At 67.2% G+C, this 19,736-nt stretch carries 13 protein-coding genes and 3 pseudogenes; 7 read left to right on the top strand and 9 right to left on the bottom strand.

The window, feature by feature from the left end:
* Nucleotides 1-16: 16 nt before the first annotated feature.
* Both lpdA and KIV56_RS01855 read left to right on the top strand, forming a co-directional pair.
* Nucleotides 17-1,391: pseudogene (gene lpdA, locus KIV56_RS01860) on the top strand (dihydrolipoyl dehydrogenase).
* Nucleotides 1,392-1,461: 70 nt separating this feature from the next.
* Nucleotides 1,462-2,874 carry a 2-oxo acid dehydrogenase subunit E2 gene (locus KIV56_RS01855; RefSeq protein ID WP_281534948.1) on the top strand — a complete coding sequence of 471 codons (1,413 nt, stop codon included), beginning with the start codon at nucleotides 1,462-1,464 and terminating at the stop codon, nucleotides 2,872-2,874.
* A gap of 22 nt (nucleotides 2,875-2,896) precedes the next feature.
* On the opposite strand, the gene KIV56_RS01850 is transcribed toward KIV56_RS01855, so the two are convergent.
* Together KIV56_RS01850 and KIV56_RS01845 are read right to left on the bottom strand one after the other, a co-directional pair.
* The gene (locus tag KIV56_RS01850; RefSeq protein WP_281534947.1) at nucleotides 2,897-3,877 is read right to left on the bottom strand and encodes a hypothetical protein; all 981 of its coding nucleotides are present in this window, start codon (nucleotides 3,875-3,877) and stop codon (nucleotides 2,897-2,899) included.
* 1 nt (nucleotide 3,878) lies between these two features.
* Complete coding sequence (locus tag KIV56_RS01845; protein WP_281534946.1) at nucleotides 3,879-4,511, bottom strand: hypothetical protein; 633 nt, start codon at nucleotides 4,509-4,511, stop codon at nucleotides 3,879-3,881.
* Between the two features lie 183 nt (nucleotides 4,512-4,694).
* Here KIV56_RS01845 and lipB point away from each other — a divergent pair, with 183 nt between their 5' ends.
* Genes lipB through KIV56_RS01830 form a run of 3 tightly spaced genes read left to right on the top strand, consistent with a single transcriptional unit; the run spans nucleotide 4,695 to nucleotide 7,100 of the window.
* Nucleotides 4,695-5,330: a lipoyl(octanoyl) transferase LipB gene (lipB, locus tag KIV56_RS01840; protein ID WP_281534945.1), complete on the top strand. Its 636-nt coding sequence runs from the start codon at nucleotides 4,695-4,697 to the stop codon at nucleotides 5,328-5,330.
* The gene (gene lipA / locus KIV56_RS01835; RefSeq protein WP_281534944.1) at nucleotides 5,327-6,379 is read left to right on the top strand and encodes a lipoyl synthase; all 1,053 of its coding nucleotides are present in this window, start codon (nucleotides 5,327-5,329) and stop codon (nucleotides 6,377-6,379) included. Before lipB ends, lipA begins: the two co-directional genes overlap by 4 nt.
* A 10-nt stretch (nucleotides 6,380-6,389) precedes the next feature.
* Nucleotides 6,390-7,100, top strand: coding sequence for a DUF4191 domain-containing protein (locus tag KIV56_RS01830; RefSeq protein ID WP_281534943.1), 711 nt, complete (start codon nucleotides 6,390-6,392; stop codon nucleotides 7,098-7,100).
* A gap of 114 nt (nucleotides 7,101-7,214) precedes the next feature.
* Here the strand turns inward: KIV56_RS01830 and KIV56_RS01825 are convergent, their stop codons facing one another.
* Nucleotides 7,215-7,658, bottom strand: a complete 444-nt coding sequence (locus tag KIV56_RS01825) for an RDD family protein (RefSeq protein WP_281534942.1) — start codon at nucleotides 7,656-7,658, stop codon at nucleotides 7,215-7,217.
* A 144-nt stretch (nucleotides 7,659-7,802) separates the two neighbouring features.
* Here KIV56_RS01825 and glnA point away from each other — a divergent pair, with 144 nt between their 5' ends.
* Nucleotides 7,803-9,227 (top strand): type I glutamate--ammonia ligase, encoded by a 1,425-nt coding sequence (gene glnA / locus KIV56_RS01820; RefSeq protein WP_134531790.1) that lies wholly within the window; start codon nucleotides 7,803-7,805, stop codon nucleotides 9,225-9,227.
* A 91-nt stretch (nucleotides 9,228-9,318) separates the two neighbouring features.
* Here glnA and KIV56_RS01815 read toward each other — a convergent pair whose 3' ends face one another.
* The 6 genes and pseudogenes from KIV56_RS01815 to KIV56_RS01790 all read right to left on the bottom strand — a co-directional run bounded on the left by KIV56_RS01815 (nucleotide 9,319) and on the right by KIV56_RS01790 (nucleotide 18,760).
* On the bottom strand, nucleotides 9,319-10,782 hold the full coding sequence (locus KIV56_RS01815; protein ID WP_281534941.1) for a UDP-glucose dehydrogenase family protein: 1,464 nt from the start codon (nucleotides 10,780-10,782) through the stop codon (nucleotides 9,319-9,321).
* A 52-nt stretch (nucleotides 10,783-10,834) separates the two neighbouring features.
* A complete protein-coding gene (locus tag KIV56_RS01810; RefSeq protein ID WP_281534940.1) occupies nucleotides 10,835-12,313 on the bottom strand; it encodes a glycoside hydrolase family 26 protein in 1,479 nt (492 codons plus the stop codon).
* Nucleotides 12,306-12,431 carry a hypothetical protein gene (locus KIV56_RS01805; protein ID WP_281534939.1) on the bottom strand — a complete coding sequence of 42 codons (126 nt, stop codon included), beginning with the start codon at nucleotides 12,429-12,431 and terminating at the stop codon, nucleotides 12,306-12,308. Before KIV56_RS01805 ends, KIV56_RS01810 begins: the two co-directional genes overlap by 8 nt.
* A gap of 67 nt (nucleotides 12,432-12,498) precedes the next feature.
* Nucleotides 12,499-13,893 carry a glycosyltransferase gene (locus tag KIV56_RS01800; RefSeq protein ID WP_281534938.1) on the bottom strand — a complete coding sequence of 465 codons (1,395 nt, stop codon included), beginning with the start codon at nucleotides 13,891-13,893 and terminating at the stop codon, nucleotides 12,499-12,501.
* Nucleotides 13,894-14,379: 486 nt separating this feature from the next.
* Nucleotides 14,380-17,415: pseudogene (locus KIV56_RS01795) on the bottom strand (bifunctional [glutamine synthetase] adenylyltransferase/[glutamine synthetase]-adenylyl-L-tyrosine phosphorylase).
* A 6-nt stretch (nucleotides 17,416-17,421) separates the two neighbouring features.
* A pseudogene (locus tag KIV56_RS01790) lies at nucleotides 17,422-18,760 on the bottom strand (glutamine synthetase family protein).
* Between the two features lie 100 nt (nucleotides 18,761-18,860).
* Here KIV56_RS01790 and panB point away from each other — a divergent pair.
* Nucleotides 18,861-19,733: a 3-methyl-2-oxobutanoate hydroxymethyltransferase gene (panB, locus tag KIV56_RS01785; protein WP_281534936.1), complete on the top strand. Its 873-nt coding sequence runs from the start codon at nucleotides 18,861-18,863 to the stop codon at nucleotides 19,731-19,733.
* Nucleotides 19,734-19,736 lie beyond the last annotated feature (3 nt).

The following is a 19,736-nucleotide window of genomic DNA, read 5'->3' as shown; positions in this document are numbered from 1 at the left end:
AAAAGGGAGTCCCTGAGTGTCGGAACAGAATTTTGACCTTGTCGTTCTCGGTGGAGGAAGCGGTGGCTACGCAGCAGCACTGCGGGCCGTCCAGCTCGGCATGACCGTTGGCTTGATCGAGAAGGGCAAACTCGGCGGCACCTGCCTGCACGTCGGGTGCATCCCGACGAAGGCCCTGCTGCACTCGGCCGAGGTGGCCGACGTGAGCCGCGAGGCCGCGAAGTACGGTGTGAAGACCCAGTTCGAGGGCATCGACATGGCGGCCGTCACGGCTTTCCGTGAGGGAATCGTCGCGTCCAAGTACAAGGGCCTCCAGGGCCTGATCAAGGCACGCGGTATCACCGTCATTGAGGGCGAAGGCCGCCTGGTGGCGCCGAACACCGTCCAGGTCGGTGACGACCGCATCGTCGGCAAGAACGTCGTTCTCGCCACGGGCTCGTACTCGCGATCCCTCCCGGGCCTCGAGATCGGCGGCCGCGTCATCACGAGCGAGCAGGCCCTCGATCTGAACTTCGTCCCGAACAAGGTCGCCATCCTCGGCGGCGGCGTCATCGGAGTCGAATTCGCGAGCGTCTGGAAGTCCTTCGGCGCCGACGTCACCATCATCGAGGCGCTGCCGCACCTCGTCCCGAACGAAGAGGAATCGGTCTCCAAGCAGGCTCGAGCGCGCATTCCGCAAGCGCGGGATCGAGTATTCGCTCGGCATCCGCTTCCAGAGCGTGACCCAGCACGAGAACGGCGTGGTCATCACCCTGGAGAACGGTTCGACCGTCGAGGCCGAGATCCTGCTCGTCGCCGTCGGACGCGGTCCCGTCACGGCCGGTCTCGGCTTCGACGAGGTCGGCGTGGCAATGGATCGCGGTTTCGTCCTCACGGACGAACGCCTCGCGACGAACATCCCCGGCGTCTACGCCGTCGGCGACATCGTTCCCGGCCTCCAGCTCGCGCACCGCGGCTTCCAGCAGGGCATCTTCGTCGCCGAGGAAATCGCCGGCCTCAACCCGATCATCGTCGAAGACCTGAACATCCCGAAGGTCACATACTCCGACCCTGAGATCGCGTCCGTCGGGTACTCCGAGGCGAAGGCATCCGAGAAGTTCGGCGCCGACCAGGTCTCGTCCTACGAGTACAACCTCGGCGGCAACGGCAAGAGCTCCATCCTCGGCACGAGCGGTTCGATCAAGGTCGTCCGGGTCAACGACGGCCCCATCGTCGGCATCCACATGATCGGCGCGCGCGTCGGCGAGCTCATCGGCGAAGGCCAGCTGGTTGTGAACTGGGAGGCGTATCCGGAGGACATCGCCCCGTTCCTGCACGCGCACCCGACCCAGAACGAAGCGCTCGGCGAGGCATTCCTGGCCATTGCCGGGAAGCCCCTCCACGCGATGTAGCCGATTCCCGGCTATCGACCGTCTATAAGCTAAGTACAGATCACATAATGGTTTTGAAGGAGACAAACGCATGAGCGAATCCGTTAGCCTTCCGGCACTCGGTGAGAGTGTCACAGAGGGTACGGTTACCCGCTGGCTGAAGAACGTGGGCGACCGCGTCGAGGTCGACGAACCCCTGTTGGAAGTATCGACCGACAAGGTGGACACGGAAATCCCGTCCCCCGTTGCCGGCATCATCGAAGCGATCCTGGTTCAGGAGGATGAAACCGTCGAGGTGGGTACCGCGTTGGTGATGATCGGTGATGGTTCTGCCGCCGCCGCTCCCGCACCGGCCGCGGCTCCCGTGGTCGAGGCTCCGGCCGCGGCTCCCGTGGTTGAAGCTCCTGCAGCCCCCGCCCCTGTCGCAGCCCCGGTCTACGCACCCGCGCCGGTCGCGCCGCCCGTCGCCCAGCCGGTCTACTCCCCGGTCCCCGTCGCAGCACCTGCTCCGGTCTTCGCGCCGGTTCCGGTCGCCGCCCCGGCACCGGTCGCAGCGCCGGCACCCGTCGCGTCCCCCGTCGTGGCAGAGCCCGCCGTCTCCCGTGGCTCCCACGCAGGCACCTCCGGCTACGTGACCCCGATCGTCCGCAAGCTTGCGAACGAGGCCGGCGTCGACCTGTCCAGCGTCACCGGAACCGGTGTCGGCGGGCGTATTCGCAAGCAGGACATCGAGGCGGCCGTCCCGGCCGCCGGCGCCGCGGTATCCGCTGCGACGTTCGAGGTTTCGCCGCTGCGCGGCACCTCCAAGCCGATGTCCCGGCTGCGCAAGGTTGTCGCAGAACGCGCCGTCATCTCGATGCAGTCGTCGGCGCAGCTGACGACCGTCGTCGAGGTCGATGTCACGCGCGTCGCGATCTTCCGCGACAAGGTCAAGGCGTCGTTCTTCGAGAAGACCGGCAACAAGCTGTCGTTCCTGCCGTTCTTCGCCCTCGCCGCCGCCGAGGCACTGCAGGCGAACCCGATCATCAACGCCACGATCGACGGCGACACGATCGTGTACCCGGCACAGGAGAACATCAGCATTGCCGTCGACACCGAACGCGGTCTGCTGACCCCGGTCGTGCGCAACGCCGGCGAACTCGATCTGGCCGGATTCGCTGCCCAGATCGCCGACCTCGCTCAGCGCACGAGGGACAACAAGCTCAAGCCCGACGAGCTCTCCGGCGGCACGTTCACGCTGACCAACACGGGTTCGCGTGGGGCGCTGTTCGACACTCCCGTCGTGTTCCTTCCGCAGAGCGCGATCCTCGGAACGGGCGTCGTCTACAAGAAGCCGCTCGTCGTGTCCAGCGGTGGCCTCGACGCCATCGCTATCCGGTCGTCGGTCTACCTGGCGTTGTCCTACGACCACCGCATCATCGATGGCGCGGATGCCTCGCGCTTCCTCGTCACGATGAAGCAGCGTCTCGAGGCGGGCGACTTCGAAGCCAATCTCGGCATCTGAGTCGTCGAGCCGGCAGGTTCTGTCAGCCGGCGCCGAAGAACTCGCGTAACCGCCAACCGGCCTCGCCCTTGACCACAAGGACCGAGGCCGGTTCGTCGTTTCCCGGTCCCACCTCCGGGTCGCTGCTGGACAGGGCCACGAGGGCCAGGTTCCCGATCCGGTCGACGAGAATCGGGCCGGAACCGTCGACGACCGTCTGCGCGCTGGCATCCCTCCCCTCTGCTGGCGCCTGCCCGATCAGTCCGCTGTCCTGGGCCAGTGCCGGCGAGTCCGGCTGGGCGATGTCCGCAAGGCACTCCCGATCCGCGGCGACAATGCACCGGGCCCGCAGCCGGAGCAGTTCCACCGTGGCACCGACGGGGTCCTCACCCCGGAGGGCCTCCTGGTCGGTCGCGCGCGGACCCGCGACGACGAGCGGGTCCACCGCGGCGGACACTCCCCCGCTCGTGTCGAGAGGCGATGAAGAAGCAGTGCCGACCGCAGTCGGGTCCGGTCCGGAGCCGGCCGCCCGCGGTGTGAGCATGGCCCAGCCTCCGACGAGCAGGATGACGACGAGGGACGCGCCGGACAGAATGAGAACGCGGCGCCGCCGGCGAGCGGGGTCGTCCGCGGCTCTCCACGTGCGCCGCCGCGTCGCTGGTCGGGAGTGTCGGTCACGAAACGGCTTCGTTCCTGGCTCGAACGCGTGCGCCGCCCGGCCGCGGTGCGCCCGAACCGCCGGTGGCCCGAGCCGCCCTCCCGTCAGGCGTCCACCGATGGTTCGCGCGACCTGAACCGCCCACGCCCGCAGGAGCGGCCCGACGGGTGTGTCCAGAGCGGACTCGAGCCGAGCAAGGCGACCCCGGTCGGGGAAAAGCCTCCGGGTGTCGATCGTCGCCCCGCCGCCCAGGGAGACCTCGGGGCCAGGGAGCCGGACCGGTGCGGCAGGAGACCAGTCGAACAGGGCCTGCTCGAGCCCGGCCAGGGCCTCCCGGAACGCGCCGGACCGCCGCGACGTGAACAATTCAGCCGCCGCAGGACGCACGCGTTCCGGAACTCGGTCGAGGACGGCCTGAACCAGCTCGTCGCACCCGCACCGGGCTTCGTCCAGCAGGCTCGTCCCGTGCCTGGCCCGGCGGCGGCAGGTCGCGCAGGCCGCCCAGGCCCCCGACGACGGGGCGACCGGCGTCGTCGAAACGCACGTGACCTGGCCCGATCTCCGGATGTACCCAGCCCCGGTCGTAGAGGCCCGCCAAGGTCGCGAGCACAGGGGCCAGGATCGAGACCGCCTCCCCCGGGTCGAGCATTCGCTCGCCGGCGAGGAGCACGCCGAGGGATCCGCCGCGGTCCTCGGCCAGGACGAGGCAGACGCGGCCGTCCGGCAGCGTCGCAACGTCCAGCAACCGGCCCACCCCGCCGTCCGCGATGCTCTCGAGGGCGTGGACCTCCCTGTCGATCGCCGCGTCGCCGGCCGCATCGCTGGCGGATGCGTCACGGAACACCTTGAGCACGACAACCTCCCTCTGGCCGTTCGTGCCGACCCCGGCAGAGGCGCCGAGATAGATGTCCGACCTGTCAGCCGAACCGATGCGCCGGAGCACGCGGTAGCCGGCAACGCTCCCGACGACATCCGCTGGCTGTGCCCCGGAAGCGCTCACGCCGGCAGAGCGCTGGCCGGCACGGGATGCCCCGACAGGTGACCTGCCTCTCCGACCTCCCGCACGTTTTGTCACGCGCCGATCATCGCCCGCCCGGACACCGCGACCGCCCGCGCCGATCGGGCTGTGCACACTCCGTCCGTTCCGGTAGCTGGTGAGGACAGGCTGACCTAGACTGGCCCAATGCTCGACTTTCTCGTCGCGGGGCTAAGCGCCAACTCCGTGCCGTATCTCGTGGGCCTTGAGCTCCAGCGCACCGTCCATCGTGCCGTTGTTTCCGGGGAACGCCCGGACACCGTCATCTTCCTCGAACACCCCGCTGTGTACACCGCCGGGAGACGCACGTCCGCCGACGAACGGCCGACGGACGGCACCCCGGTCATCGACACGGACCGGGGCGGCAAGATCACGTGGCACGGTCCCGGCCAGCTCGTGGGCTATCCCATCCTCCGCCTCGCCGAACCCATCGACGTCGTCGGCTACGTTCGCCGCCTCGAGGGCATCCTCATCGACGTCCTCGCCGGGCTCGGAGTCGACGGCCGCCGCGTCCCGGGTCGGTCAGGGGTGTGGGTCGGCCTGCCCGGCTTCGAAGACAAGATCGCTGCCATCGGAATCCGAGTCGCGGAAGGTGTGACCATGCACGGCTTTGCCCTCAACTGCAACAACTCGCTCGAACCATACGAGCACATCATCGCGTGCGGCATCCGCGACGCCGGGGTCACCACCATTTCCCGCGTCCTCGGCCGGGAGGTGACGCCGGAGCAGCTGGTGGAACCGATCCGGGCCCGTTTCGCCGCCGAGCTGGTGGCCGCCGCGTGAGCGCCGTGCCAGAGGGCCGCAAGATGCTCCGGCTCGAGATCCGCAACATGGAATCGCCCATCGAACGCAAACCGGCCTGGATCAAGACGGTCGCCAAGATGGGACCGGAGTACCGCAAGCTCCAAGACCTCGTCAAGGGTGAGAACCTGCACACCGTGTGCCAGGAGGCCGGCTGCCCGAACATCTTCGAGTGCTGGGAGGACCGCGAGGCGACCTTCCTCATCGGTGGCTCGCAGTGCACCCGCCGCTGCGACTTCTGCCAGATCGACACGGGCAAGCCTGCGGAGTACGACACCGACGAGCCGCGACGGGTCGCGGAATCGGTCGTGGCGATGAACCTCCGGTACGCGACGGTGACGGGCGTCGCCCGCGACGACCTTCCCGACGAGGGCGCCTGGCTCTACGCAGAGACGATCCGGCAGATCCACGCGCAGAGCCCCGGAACGGGAGTGGAGATCCTCGTCCCCGACTTCTCGGGAAACCCCGAGCTCCTGGGCGAGGTGTTCTCCGCGAAGCCAGAGGTCTTCGCGCACAACGTCGAGACGGTTCCGCGCATCTTCAAGCGAATTCGCCCGGCCTTCCGGTACGACCGTTCCCTCGACGTCATCACCCAGGGTCGCGCCGCAGGCCTCATCACCAAGTCGAACCTGATCCTCGGCATGGGCGAGGAACGCGCAGAGGTCAGCCAGGCGCTCCAGGACCTCCACGATGCCGGAACCGACATCATCACCATCACCCAGTACCTGCGGCCGAGCGCCCGGCACCTCCCCGTCGCCCGGTGGGTCCGGCCGGAGGAGTTCGTCGAGCTGAACGCCGAAGCGGAAGCCATCGGATTCCTCGGTGTGCTCTCCGGCCCGCTCGTGCGATCCTCCTACCGGGCGGGACGCCTCTGGGCGCAGTCGATGCTCGCGACGAACCGCGAGGTGCCCGCCGAACTCCGCCACCTGGCTGACGCCTCCCTCGGGTTCGCCCAGGCCGTCGCCCGTCCGGGCGGCATCAGCGCTGACTCGACGGAAAATCGGTCATCGGAGATTCTGGCGACTCGGTAAACTCGACAGCATGGCACGCAGCAAGGACAAGACTCCCAAACCCCACAAGGAACCCGGCCGCATCAAGCAGATGTGGCAGGTGTTCCAGATGACCCGGCGGTACGATTCCAAAATCGTTCCGCTTCTCCTCGTGGGCTTCTTCGTGCCGCTCGTGGCCTCGATCATCGTCGCGATCCTTGCGACCGACGGAAACGTTCTCACGCTCGTCCTCTGGATCATCGCCGGGCTCCTCGCCGGGGTGCTCGCGATGCTGATCATCCTCGGCCGGCGCGCTGAGAAGGCCGCCTATTCCCAGATCGAAGGCCAGCCCGGCGCGGTCGGTGCCGTGCTGCGCAGTTCCCTCAAGGGCGGGTGGGTCGGCAGCGAGATGCCCATCGCTGTCAACGGCAAGACCCAGGACGCGGTCTACCGTGCCGTCGGTCGCGGCGGCGTCGTGCTGATCAGCGAAGGCCCGCGCACCCGGACCGCCCGCATGCTGGAAGAGGAACGCCGCACGGTCACCCGTCTCGGCGGCCACGTGCCCGTCACGGTCCTGTCCGTCGGCCCCGATTCCGACGCCGTGCCGCTGCACAAGCTCGCGAGTCGCCTGCGCAAGATCAAGCCCAGCCTGACCAAGGCCGAGGTGCTTGCCGTCAACAACCGGCTGAGTTCGATCACGAAGAAGCTTCCGATCCCGAAGGGCGTCGATCCGACCAAGGCCCGCCCCCAGCGCGGCAACTAGGCTCGTCCACCCGTCCACACCGCACGAAAAAGAACCCCTCGTCATCGCGACGAGGGGTTTTCGCGTCGGTCGACGCGGCGGTCGGTCGGCGCGGCAGCCCACGCGGCGCGTGATTCAGCCGCGGACGAGGACGGTCCCTGCGACCTTGTCGTGGAAGCCCCGCTGGTCGGAGTCCCAGACCAACGCGGGGAATGCCAGGCCGAGCAGCACGGAACGCACGATCGGCCGCCACGGCCCGACCCAGCCTCCCGCGAGCGGGATCACGCGGAGTCCGACGAGGCGGTGGCCGATGCTCCCGCCGATCGTCGGGATGAACACGACCTGGAGCAGGACGTACGTCCCCGTCACGACGAAGCCGTTGTAGTCGAGGAACGTGTAGCGGAACACCGTGAAGGCGAGCGCCATCGCGAGGGCGTAGTCGATCAGCAGTCCGAGCATCCGTCGCCCGGCACGGCCCACCGAAAGCGGACCCTGGTCGGGAAGCCCGAGTCGCTCCCCCGGCCATCTGCTCGGCGGGAGCTGTCCGAAGGTGGTCGGTTTCGAGGCTGAGGGAGGCACGGGATGATCCTAGCCAAGGGCACCGCCTGTAACATGTGAGAAACAAAGCCGTCACAGCTGAGTAATGCTGCCGTAATACTCTCTGGGTAGCCGCCGTGCGCGACTTTCTGTCATTAACGCCCTCGTCGTTTGGAGTAAACCCGCATGTTCCGCGATTCGTCAGAAGTACTCAAGTTCATCAAGGACACTGACGTCAAGTTTCTTGACATTCGCTTCACCGACCTCCCCGGTGTGCAGCAGCACTTCAACATCCCCGCGTCGACGGTCGATGAGGAATTCTTCACGGTCGGCCAGATGTTCGACGGTTCGTCGATCCGCGGCTTCGCCTCCATCCACGAGTCGGACATGCAGCTCATCCCGGACGTGACGACGGCATACGTCGACGCCTTCCGCGCCGAGCGCACCCTCATCATGCTCTTCGACATTTACAACCCGCGCAACGGCGAGATCTACTCCAAGGATCCCCGCCAGGTCGCGAAGAAGGCCGAGAAGTACCTCGAGTCGACCGGCATCGCCGACACCGCCTTCTTCGCCCCCGAAGCCGAGTTCTACATCTTCGACGACGTGCGTTACGAAGTGAACCAGTACTCGAGCTTCTACGCCGTGGACTCCAGCGAAGGTGCCTGGAACTCCGGCAAGAAGGAAGAGGGCGGCAACCTCGCCAACAAGACCCCGTACAAGGGCGGCTACTTCCCCGTCAGCCCCGTCGACCAGCACGTCGACATGCGCGACGACATCTGCCTCAAGCTCATCGACGCCGGCCTGATCCTCGAACGCAGCCACCACGAGGTCGGCACCGGCGGCCAGGGCGAGATCAACTACCGCTTCGACACCATGGTCCACGCGGCGGACGACCTCCTCAAGTTCAAGTACATCGTCAAGAACACGGCGCACGAATGGGGCAAGACGGCAACGTTCATGCCCAAGCCGCTCTTCGGCGACAACGGTTCCGGCATGCACACCCACCAGTCCCTGTGGGCCGGCGGCAAGCCGCTGTTCTATGACGAGGCCGGCTACGGCGGACTCTCCGACATCGCACGCTGGTACATCGGCGGCCTGCTCAAGCACGCCCCGGCGGTCCTCGCGTTCACGAACCCCTCGGTGAACTCCTACCACCGCCTCGTCCCCGGCTTCGAAGCACCGGTCAACCTGGTCTACTCGGCCGGCAACCGCTCGGCCTCGATCCGCATCCCGATCACGGGCACCAACCCGAAGGCCAAGCGCATCGAGTTCCGTGCGCCCGACGCCTCCGGAAACCCGTACCTCGCCTTCGCCGCCCAGCTCATGGCCGGCCTCGACGGGATCAAGAACCGGATCGAGCCGCACGAGCCTGTCGACAAGGACCTCTACGAGCTCCCGCCCGAAGAAGCCAAGAACATCCCGCAGGTTCCCGCTTCCCTCGAGGAGGCTCTGCTGGCCCTCGAAGCCGACCACGACTTCCTCCTCGCCGGCAACGTGTTCACGCCTGAACTGATCGAGACCTGGGTCAGCTTCAAGCGCGAGCAGGAAATCAAGCCGCTCGCCCAGCGCCCGCACCCGTTCGAGTACGAACTGTACTACGGGGTCTGAGTCACGCAGGCCGGACGACGGCCGCAGCACGGACAGAAGGACCGCACCCGGAATGGGTGCGGTCCTTCCGTTTGTCCGGGCCGGGTTCTGGTCAGCCGAAGATGAACGCCGGCTCACGCTGGATGGTGCGGTCCGCGATGCCGTGGGCCTCGGCGGCGCGGGCAGGGTGTACCGTCGCCTTCCCGATCGACAGCACGTTCCAGCCTTCCGCCGCCCAGGCTGCGGAATCCAGGCAGTTTCGGCCGTCGATCACCGTGCGCGTGCGAACGAGCGCACCCAGTGCTGCCGGATCCGCAGCCAGGAACTCCGGCCATTCGGTCAGCACGAGAACGGCATCCGCTCCGGAGACGGCATCCGCAACCGAGTCCGCATAACCGAGCGTCGGGAAAATCCGTTCCGCCGTTCCGCGCGCCCGGGGGTCGTAGACGACGACCTGGGCGCCGCGCAACTGCAGGGCAGCAGCGACGTTGAGTGCGGGCGAGTCGCGGACATCGTCGGTGTGCGGTTTGAAGGCCACCCCGAGCACGCCGATCCGGCGGTTCAGGACCGAACCGCCACAGGCGTCGATGGCCCGGTCGATGACGCGCTGCCGCTGGCCCATGTTGATCTCGTCGACTTGCTGGAGCAGGCCGGCCGCGGCGAACGCACCGAGTTCATTGGAACGGTGCATCAGGCCACGGATGTCCTTCGGCAGGCAGCCGCCGCCGAATCCGAGCCCGGCATTCAGGAACTGCCGGCCGATCCGCTTGTCGTACCCGAGCGCATCCGCCAGCTGGGAGACATCGGCGCCCGCGGCCTCACAGACCTCGGAGATCGCGTTGATGAAGGAGATCTTGGTCGCGAGGAACGCGTTGGCGCTGACCTTGACCAGCTCAGCGGTCGGCAGGTCGACAACGATGACGGGTGTGCCGTTTCCGATCGGGTAGGCGTACACCTCGCGCAAGAGAGCTTCGGCGGCCGCGGACGCTCCGCCGAGGACGAGGCGATCCGGGGCGAGAGTATCCTCAACGGCCTTGCCCTCGCGCAGGAACTCCGGGTTCCAGACGAGTTCAGCGGTCACGAAGTCCGGCGTCGACTCGGCCACGATCTCGCGCAGGCGCGCGGCCGTGCCGACCGGCACGGTCGACTTGCCGACGATGAGGCCGTCCCGGACGAGGTTGGCGGCAACCTGCCTGGTGGCGTCCTCCACGTAGCTGAGGTTCGCCGCGAAGCTCGTGGATTTCTGCGGGGTTCCGACGCACACGAAGTGCACGTCCGCAAACGCGGTGGCCTCGGCGATGTCGGTCGTGAACCGAAGGCGGCCGCTCGTCACATGAGTCAGCAGAAGCTCGGGCAGACCGGGTTCGTAGAACGGCACGATGCCCTTGCTGAGCGCGTCGACCTTGCGCTGGTCCGTGTCGACCCCGATGACCTCGAACCCCATTTCAGCCATGGCCGCCGCGTGGGTTGCCCCGAGGTAACCGGTGCCGATGACGCTGATCCGCGGCGAACGCGGGGTTGGGGCGCCGGTCGTTCCAACGTCGGCCGCCTCGGTGGTTGCAGGTGTCGTGGTCATGATGTCCTTCCGGTCACGAGGTGGTGCGGAGTACGGTCGGTGGGTTCGAGGGTCACTTGGCGGGTACCAGGGTGAAGTTGGCCGCCGGGTTACTCAATCCCGCACTGAATGCGGCGAGGCTCTCCGGCCGGGAGTCGATGCGCCAGTCATTGGTGCTGAGCTCCCCGCCGACGAAGCTCGAGACCGCGAGGTCGAACCACGAGACGCCGATGATGTCGTCGTTCTCCGGTTTCGCGAGCGATTCGAACAGGCTCGTGATCCACGCGACCTTGTGGCCACCGGTCTCGGTCGCGCCCACCTCGGCGAGCACGATGGGCTTCCCGGTGAGCTGGCGCAGCTGGGCCAGGCTCCGACCGAAGGTGTAGTCGAAGGTGTAGTTGTTCCTGGTGTCCGTGCTTGTCGGCGGGCGCAGGTACCCGGACAGGCCGACCCAGTCGACGTAGTCATCGCCGGGGTACATGCTGGCCAGGTATTCGGGGGTCTGGTGGGTCGCCGTCAGGTTGTTGATGATGTTCGGTGCCCACACCCACAGGGCGAACTGGTTCGCGCCCTCGGTCTCGAAGATGTCGTGCACGTGGTGCCACATCTTCACGAAGTCGCCCGGGTTATTGCCGTTGATGGCTTTACCCCTCCCGTTATCCTCCGCCCACGGGTACCACACCGAGTTCATCTCGTGGTCGAACCGGATGGCGACCGGAAGGCCGGTTGCCACGACATCCTTGGCGTACTGGTGCAGGTACTCGTCGAACGAGCCGTCGATGATGTTCGGCAGCGAATAGTCCGGCGCGTCCGTGACGCCGTTCTTGGCGTTGATCGGACGTGATTCCCAGGTCATCAACGGCATGGAACCGTGGGCCCAGGCCCGGGTGACGGCTTCGGACCGGAATGCCTCGTCCCAGCCGCTGAAGTAACCCGTCACCGTCGGCTGCACGCCGACGCTCACGCTCGTCGCATCGAACGTCGCCCAGTTGAACGGCGCCTGCTGCGTGTACATGCCGAAGAAGCGGCTCGTGGGATTCCGGATCTCAGCCAGAGTCGGCGCCGAGATCGGCGTCACGCTTGCGGTGCTGGACCCGGTCTTCACCGTTGGCGCCTTGCCGGGACCCGCGACGGGCGCGGCGTGCGCGGCATCCGCTTGGGCCGCGAGCTGGGCGACCTCGTTCTGGGCTCCCAGGAGTGCGCTCTCGGCGGCGCGCACCCGCTCCTGAGCGGTGGCGAGTCCTTTGGTGTTGCCCGCGGCGACGACGGACGCGGCCTGCTTGGCACGGGCCAGTTCGCTGGAGCGCGTGTTGAGCCGGCCCTGGAGGGCGGTGAGTTGCGCCTTCAAATCCTTGTTCTGCGCCACGAGGGAACCGTCGGCTTGTTCTGTTCCCGAGATGACCGCGGACAGTGCCTGGGAGACGGGGCTTCCCGGTGAAGACCAGACGACCCAGGAGAGGGTGGCGAGGACGACTACGAGCGCGATGATGCCCACACCGGACCGGCGTGACTGGGCCGACGTGGCGGCCCACCAGGATGGTTGCTTAGACAATGAAGAACGCCTCCAGGAACAGAATCGAAAAGCCGATGAGATAGGGAATGCCGGCCTTGAGGTTGTGACGGTGGATCGGACGGGTGCGCCGCACGACCTCGCTCGATGCGACCTTCACGACCGGCCGCTCGAGGACACGGGTCTGCCCTCTGCCGTCGTCGAACCCGAGACGCACCACGAGGTCGTCACCGGGGTAGGAGCCTGGCCTCGGCGAATTCGGTTTCGAACTCGGGATCGAAGTCGGTGGGAATGGTCGCCCCGAGCCGCACCGGTGACGATGCGGGGTTCTCGGATGACCTGAGATTCGACAGGTCGGTGTCGGTGCCGCCTGTCCCCCCTGCGTACGCGCCTGACCTGGTTCCCCAGCCGCTCGCGTGCGCCATCCGGAAGAAGCCGAACAGCCGGATCGGCATGAGGAAGAAGGTCGAAATGAGGATGAAGACTGGGAGCCGGAAGAAATCCGTCGGCTTCTCCGCGAGGTGGCGGACCTGACGGATCGCCATGCTGACCACAGACGAGGCCACCATCAGCAGGACGACGGTGACGAGTCCGCCCTGGACACCGTATTCGTCGAGGAAGCCCTGGTAGAAGTTGAAGCCCTGGCCGGTCACCGACCGGTAGATCCAGCCGAGGAAGACCCCGGCGAGAATGAATGGCAGCGCGATGTCCAACACCATGAAGAACGCGAGGAGCGGGGCATGGCCTAGCATCCACGGGAGCATCCGCAGGGTGTTGTACTGGCTTCCGCGAGCCCACCGCAGCTGCTGCTTGAAGAGCTTCTTCACCTTCAGGGGTGCGTCCGTGTAGACGAGACTCGTGTGCTGGTAGACCGTGCGGTATCCCTCTTTGAGGGTGAGGTTGGTCAGGGTGCGGTCGTCGGAGACTTCGAGGAAGACGCCCATGAACTTCTCGGTCATGAACTTGTCCATCACCCGCATCATGATCGTCCGCCGGAACGCGATGGTGCGCCCGGGGAGGCAGCCGACCTGGCCGACGACGCTCTGCGCCGGCATCGAGTACAGGGCGCGGGAATTCTCGAGCCAGTCCGCCCACCGCGTGATCCAGTTGCGGTCCGGATCGAGGATCCGCTGCCGGGTGGTGACGCCGCCGACCTTCTCGTCGGCGAACGGCTTGATGAGCTCCTCGAGGGCGTTCGGCATCCACACCGTGTCGGAGTCGACGAGGATCGTGATGTCCCCCGTCGACAACGTGGTGCCGATCATCACGGCGTTGCGCTTGCCGGGGATGGGCGTGTGTACCCAGCGGACGAGTGGGGCGAACTCCTCGCACACCGTGACGAGACCCGGATTCTCCGGGCCGTTGATCACGACGATGATCTCGCCGGGCCGCTGTTCGACCATTCGACCGATCACGTCGCGGAAGAGGTCGAGAGGTTCGTCGAGCACGGGCACGACGACGCTGGTGGTGAGGTCACAGGACTCGGTGTACGGGCGATACCTCGAGGACAGGATGACTTTCAGGAGCCAGACGAACCAGATGAGCGCCGAGTACACGGCGAACATGTAGACCTCTGGATGCCCCTCCAGCATGTGCCGGATTTGCAGGATGAAGATGAACATGACGAACCCCGATTCTCATTAGTCACGCTGAAGTCCGCGGCAGTGAGGACGGTTTGTGTTTCGGGGTACCTGAATAGTGACCGCCCCCCGCCCGGGGCGCAAATGCGCGACACGCGCGGCGTGACGCTCGCGTCGCGGGCCGCCGGACCGTCGAAAACGGGCCGGGACGCGTCACCGGCACACCAGGACCGAGACCCGCCGCCGATCTTCTCCCCCTCTGTGCGCAGGCGCAAGCGCACCCAATGCACAGGTGAACGCCGTATTCCGCCGAGCCATCGTGTGCGGCTGCGTGTCACGCACGTCACAGCTTCCGACGTCGCCGTGCGCCGGATCCGGAGGTCCCGGCCGGCCTCACGCCGCCCAGATCCGAACGAGTACGGAGCTTTCGACGATGACAGTTCTCCGGGATTTAACCTGGCCGACCCAATCCGTCACCCGGTCTTGGTCGGGAACAGCCTGAATCGTCGCCGTGAATCGGCTGGATATCTACCCGGCGAAGGGTCCCGCGTGTTCGACCGGGCCGTAGAAACGACGCTCGAACACGGCGCGGGCACGCCGGGTGACGGCGAGGTAGTCGTCCTCGAGCCGGTTGGCGGATCCCGGCGGGTATTCGAGGATCCGGGCGATGCCCTCGAGCTGGATGCGATCGGTCGGGAGCGTGTCCGCGGTCCGGTTCATCCACAGGGTCATGGCCGAACGGCACCGGGAGGCGAAGATCCACGCCGCCCGGAGGGTCTCGGCATCGGCATCGCTCACGAGCCCGGCCCTGGCGGCGGCGTGCAGGGCGCCGAGGGTCGAGTGCGTGCGCAGTTCGGGGATCGCCGCTGCGTGCTGAAGCTGCAGCAACTGGACGAACCACTCGACGTCACTGAGCGAACCGCGCCCGAGCTTGAGATGACGGTTCGGGTCTGCGCCCTGCGGCAGCCGTTCCTTCTCGACGCGCGCCTTCATCCGTTTGATCTCCCTGACCGCCTGGTCGTCGATCGCAACGGGGAAGCGAACCGAGTCAGCGAGGGCCTCGAAGTCGGCGAGAAGGCGGGCATCCCCGGCGACGCCCCTGCCCCGGAGGAGCGCTTGCGCTTCCCAGGTCAGCGACCAGCGCCGGTAGTAGGCCTCGTAGGAGTCGAGGGAGCGGGCGACGGCACCGTTCTTTCCCTCCGGACGCAGCCCGAGGTCGAGGTCGAGCGGCAGGCGGCTGTCCTCCGTGAGACGTTTGAGTTCGCGGGCGATGAACATCGCCCGGGTGTGAGCGGCCTCGCCCGTGACGACTCCCGCCCGGAACACGTACATCACGTCGGCGTCCGAGCCGAAGCCCAGCTCCGCTCCCCCGAAGCGACCCATGCCGATCACCGCGAATTCGATGCCGTCGGCGTCCCCGTCCGGCTCACCGCGGAGGCCGGTGCCGCGGATCGCAGCCGTGACACCCTCGATCACCGTCGCGGTGACGTCGGTGAGGCCCGTCGCGAGCTGGTCGATGCTGATCCGCCCGAGGATGGACGAGAACGCCAGGCGCAGGATCTCGCGGCGCCTGGCCGTCCGCAGGACGGATGCCGCGGCATCCGGTGTCTGGTGGCGGGCCAGGACCGCGCGGGTCTCCTCACGCAGCACGGTGAGGGGTCGTGGGCGCAGGTCGTTCTCGTTCTCGAGCCACGCGACCGATTCCGGAATCGTTTCGAGGAGTTCGCCGACGAATCGGGAGGAGGACAGCACCCGGGTGAGCCGTTCGGCGGCGCCGGAGGAATCACGGAGCATCCGGAGGAACCAGTACGTCGATCCGAGACTGTCGCTGAGTCGCCGAAAGGCCAGCAGGCCGTAGTCGGGGTCTGCACCTTCCGAGAACCACTGCAGGAGCACGGGAAGAAGGTGGCGCTGGATCGTCGCACGCCGCGACACGCCGCCCGTGAGTGCCGCGATGTGGGCGAAGGCGCCCTTGGTGTCGCGGAACCCGATCGCCGCGAGCCTGGCCTCCGCCTGCGCGCTCGTGAGGACGAGGTCGCCGTCGGGGAGCGCAGCGACGGCGGAGAGCAACGGCCGGTAGAACAGGCGCTCATGCAGTCCGCGCACCCGGTGTTTCGTGTCCGCCCACCGCGTGCTCAGCTGGGCGGCGCCCGCGGCGAGCCCGGTCGCACGGGCGAGGATGCGCAGGCTCGCCTCGTCCCGCGGCACGAGGTGGGTGCGCCGCAGCCGGTAGAGCCTGCAGGCGGTGTTCCATCAACCGCAGCATCCGGTAGTCCTGGGAGAATTCCGCCGCCTCCGCACGGCCGACGTAGCCGGATTCGGCGAGGGCTGCGAGTGCGGGGAGCGTCCCGGCCTGGCGGACGCCCTCATCGGCCTGCCCGTGAACGAGCTGGAGGAGCTGGACGGTGAACTCGATGTCGCGCAGCCCGCCGGGGCCGAGCTTGAGCCTGAACGTCGACCTCGTCGTCGGGGATGTTGTCGGTCACCCGTTCCCGCATCCGCTGGACCGACTCGACGAAGTTCTCCCGGCTGGCGCTCGTCCACACCTTCGGCCCCACGGCCGCGAGGTACCGTTCTCCGAGCCCGGCATGGCCGGCGAGCGGCCTCGCCTTGAGGAGGGCCTGGAACTCCCAGCTCTTCGCCCACCGCTCGTAGTACGCGATGTGCGAGTCCAGGGAACGCACGAGTGCCCCCGACTTTCCCTCAGGGCGCAGGTTCGGGTCGACCTCCCACAGCTCGGGTTCGAGTGTCGGCTGGTTGAGCCCGCGCATCAGCAGGATCGCCAGCCTGGTCGCGATGTCGACGGCACGGCCGGATTCGAGCCCGGAGTCGGGGTCTGCCTCCGCGACGAAGATGACATCGACGTCGCTGACGTAGTTGAGTTCCCTGGCTCCGGCCTTGCCCATGCCGATCACGGCGAGCCGGGTCGCGCGTACCTGGTCGACGGGGAAGACGCCAGGCGCGGCAACGGGCGCCGACGACATCGCGCGAGCCACCGCGAGGGAGCCCTCGAGCGCCGCTGCGGCGAGATCGGACAGCACCCGCGCGACGCCGTCGAGGCCGGCGACCGGGTCGGCCTGCTCGAGATCGAACGCGGCGACCTCCGCGAGCCTCCGCCGATATCGCACCCGCAGTGCCACCCAGCCGGCGTCGTCGACGAGGGTCGCGACGCCGTCGACGGCGCCGACCGCGGCGAGCAGGTCCCGGGTGAGGCTCCTCTGGTCCGGGAAGGACCTGTGACCGGGTGGCGAGGACGCCGAGCTCCTCCGGATGCCGCAGGAAGAATTCGGTCAGGCCGCGGGACGCGCCGAGCACGAGGAGGAGGCGAACGGGTGCACCCGGGCACGCCAGGAGCGCCAGGAGTTCCGTCGGCGCCTGCCGGAGCAGATTGATCAGGCCCGAGAGTGCCGCGTCCGGGCTCGCCGTGCGCGCGAGCAACGGCAACAGCTCTGCAGAATCGGGTCCGCCGAGGCTGAGGACCTCGTCGAGGCACGCCCGGACCTCACCGAGATCAGCGAAGCCGACCCTCGCGAGTTCGGTGAGGGTCAGCGCCTCTCGCGCCATCGTGCGCTACAACATCTCGAGGTTCTTTTGCAGGCTCGAACGGAGTCACCTGGGAGCGGTATTCCTTCCACTCCTGTCGCTTGTTGAGCAGCACGTAGTTGAACACGTGCTCGCCCAGGGTCTCGGCGACGAGTTCGGATTCCTCCATGAACTGGATGGCGTGGTCCAGGCTTGCCGGCAACTGGCGGTAGCCGAGGGCGCGACGTTCGGTGTCGCTGAGACCCCAGACGTTGTCCTCCGCTTCCGGCGGCAGTTCGTAGCCCTCTTCGATGCCCTTGAGTCCGGCAGCGAGCATGAGCGAGTATGCGAGATACGGGTTCGCCGCGGAATCGATCGCCCGGTATTCGATGCGGGAACTGTTGCCCTTGTTCGGCTTGTACAGCGGAACGCGGATGAGCGCGGACCGGTTGTTGTGGCCCCAGCACACGAAGCTCGGGGCCTCGTCGCCACCCCAGAGCCGCTTGTACGAGTTCACGAACTGGTTCGTGACCGCGGTGATCTCCGGCGCGTGCTTGAGCAGGCCCGCGATGAACTGGCGCCCCGTGCGGGACAGCTGGTACTGCGCGCCCGCCTCGTAGAAGGCGTTCGTCTCGCCCTCGAACAGGGAGAGGTGGGTGTGCATGCCAGAGCCTGGCTGGTCGGACATCGGCTTCGGCATGAACGTCGCGTAGACGCCCTGCTCGATGGCGACCTCCTTGATGACCGTGCGGAAGGTCATGATGTTGTCGGCCGTCGACAGAGCGTCCGCGTAGCGGAGGTCGATCTCGTTCTGGCCGGGGCCGGCTTCGTGGTGGCTGAACTCCACGGAGATGCCGAGTTCTTCGAGCATCCGCACGGAGCGGCGCCGGAAGTCGTGCGCGGTCCCGCCGGGGACGTTGTCGAAGTAACCGGCGGAGTCGACGGGAACGGGCCCGTCCTTGCCGTACTTCGACGATTTCAGCAGGTAGAACTCGATCTCCGGATGCGTGTAGAACGTGAAGCCGCGATCCGCCGCTTTGGCGAGCGTGCGCTTGAGCACGTTGCGCGGGTCGGCAACCGCAGGCTGCCCGTCCGGGGTTGTGATATCGCAGAACATGCGCGCGGTCGGGTCGACTTCGCCCCGCCACGGCAGGATCTGGAACGTTGTGGGATCCGGATGCGCGAGGACATCCGCTTCGAAGGACCGGGTCAGGCCCTCGATGGCCGAGCCGTCAAAACCGAGACCTTCCGCGAATGCGCCCTCGACCTCGGCCGGTGCGATCGCAACCGATTTCAACGTGCCGACGACGTCCGTGAACCAGAGACGAATGAACTTGATGCCCCGTTCCTCGATGGTACGAAGAACGAAGTCGCGCTGCTTGTCCATCCACGCCCTTTCTTGTTGATCACTAGGTTACTGGCTGTCGTGACCTCGCGTGCGAAAAGGGCCCCCGTGAGCGGAATCGGTCGCTGGCTACACTGGAGGCATGCCAGAGTCGACCGCGTCAGACGCTCCCCGTTCCGTCAATGATCTGAATCCCTTCGTTCCCGCTCCGGCAGGACCCAAGCGGGTGCGCACCCGCCACTTCTCGAACGCGAAGCAACATGGCATCCCGATTACCGGCCTGACCAGCTACGACATGCTCACGGCCCAGATCTTCGACCAGGCAGGGATTGATTTCCTCCTGGTCGGCGACTCGGCAGGCAACAACGTCTTCGGCTACGAGACGACGCTCCCCGTCACCGTCGACGAACTGATCCCGCTCACCCGCGCGGTCGCGCGGGCCGTCACCCGCGCCCTTGTCGTCGCCGACATGCCCTTCGGCTCATACGAGACCGGGCAGACCGAGGCGCTTCACACGGCGGTGCGGTTCATGAAGGAAGCGCAGGCGCACGCGGTCAAGCTCGAGGGAGGAGTGCGCAGCCACAAGCAGATCAAGCGCATCGTCACGAGCGGAATCCCCGTGATGGCCCACATCGGCTTCACGCCGCAGAGCGAGCACGGCCTCGGCGGCCACATCATCCAGGGTCGCGGCGACGCCGCAGAGCAACTCCTCGAAGACGCCCTCGCTGTCCAGGACGCCGGCGCGTTCGCGGTCGTCCTGGAGATGGTGCCGGCCACCGTTGCGGCAGAGGTGACCAGCAAGCTCGAGATTCCCACGATCGGCGTGGGGGCCGGGCCCGACGTCGACGGCCAGCTCCTGGTCTGGACGGACTTCGCCGGCATGACCGAGGGCCGGGTGCCGCGTTTCGTGCGGCAGTATGCCAACGTGCGCAGCGTCCTCACGGATGCGGTGCACCAGTTCAAGTCGGACGTCGAGACCGGCGTGTACCCCGGTCCCGAGCACAGCTACGAATAGCGG

Origin of the sequence: Cryobacterium breve (assembly GCF_027594785.1) — a bacterium.
GTDB classification, from domain to species: Bacteria; Actinomycetota; Actinomycetes; order Actinomycetales; family Microbacteriaceae; genus Cryobacterium; species Cryobacterium breve_A.
The sequence above is the reverse complement of the archived record's forward strand: the minus strand, read 5'-3'. Positions and strand labels throughout refer to the sequence as shown.

Bases quoted from the DNA above. Each gene is read 5' to 3' on its own strand.
- KIV56_RS01830 (WP_281534943.1), top strand. From the start codon at position 6,390: ATGGCACGCAGCAAGGACAAGACTCCCAAACCCCACAAGGAACCCGGC.
- glnA (WP_134531790.1), top strand. From the start codon at position 7,803: ATGTTCCGCGATTCGTCAGAAGTACTCAAGTTCATCAAGGACACTGAC.
- lipB (WP_281534945.1), top strand. From the start codon at position 4,695: ATGCTCGACTTTCTCGTCGCGGGGCTAAGCGCCAACTCCGTGCCGTAT.
- KIV56_RS01815 (WP_281534941.1), bottom strand. From the start codon at position 10,782: ATGACCACGACACCTGCAACCACCGAGGCGGCCGACGTTGGAACGACC.
- KIV56_RS01855 (WP_281534948.1), top strand. From the start codon at position 1,462: ATGAGCGAATCCGTTAGCCTTCCGGCACTCGGTGAGAGTGTCACAGAG.
- panB (WP_281534936.1), top strand. From the start codon at position 18,861: ATGCCAGAGTCGACCGCGTCAGACGCTCCCCGTTCCGTCAATGATCTG.
- KIV56_RS01800 (WP_281534938.1), bottom strand. From the start codon at position 13,893: ATGTTCATCTTCATCCTGCAAATCCGGCACATGCTGGAGGGGCATCCA.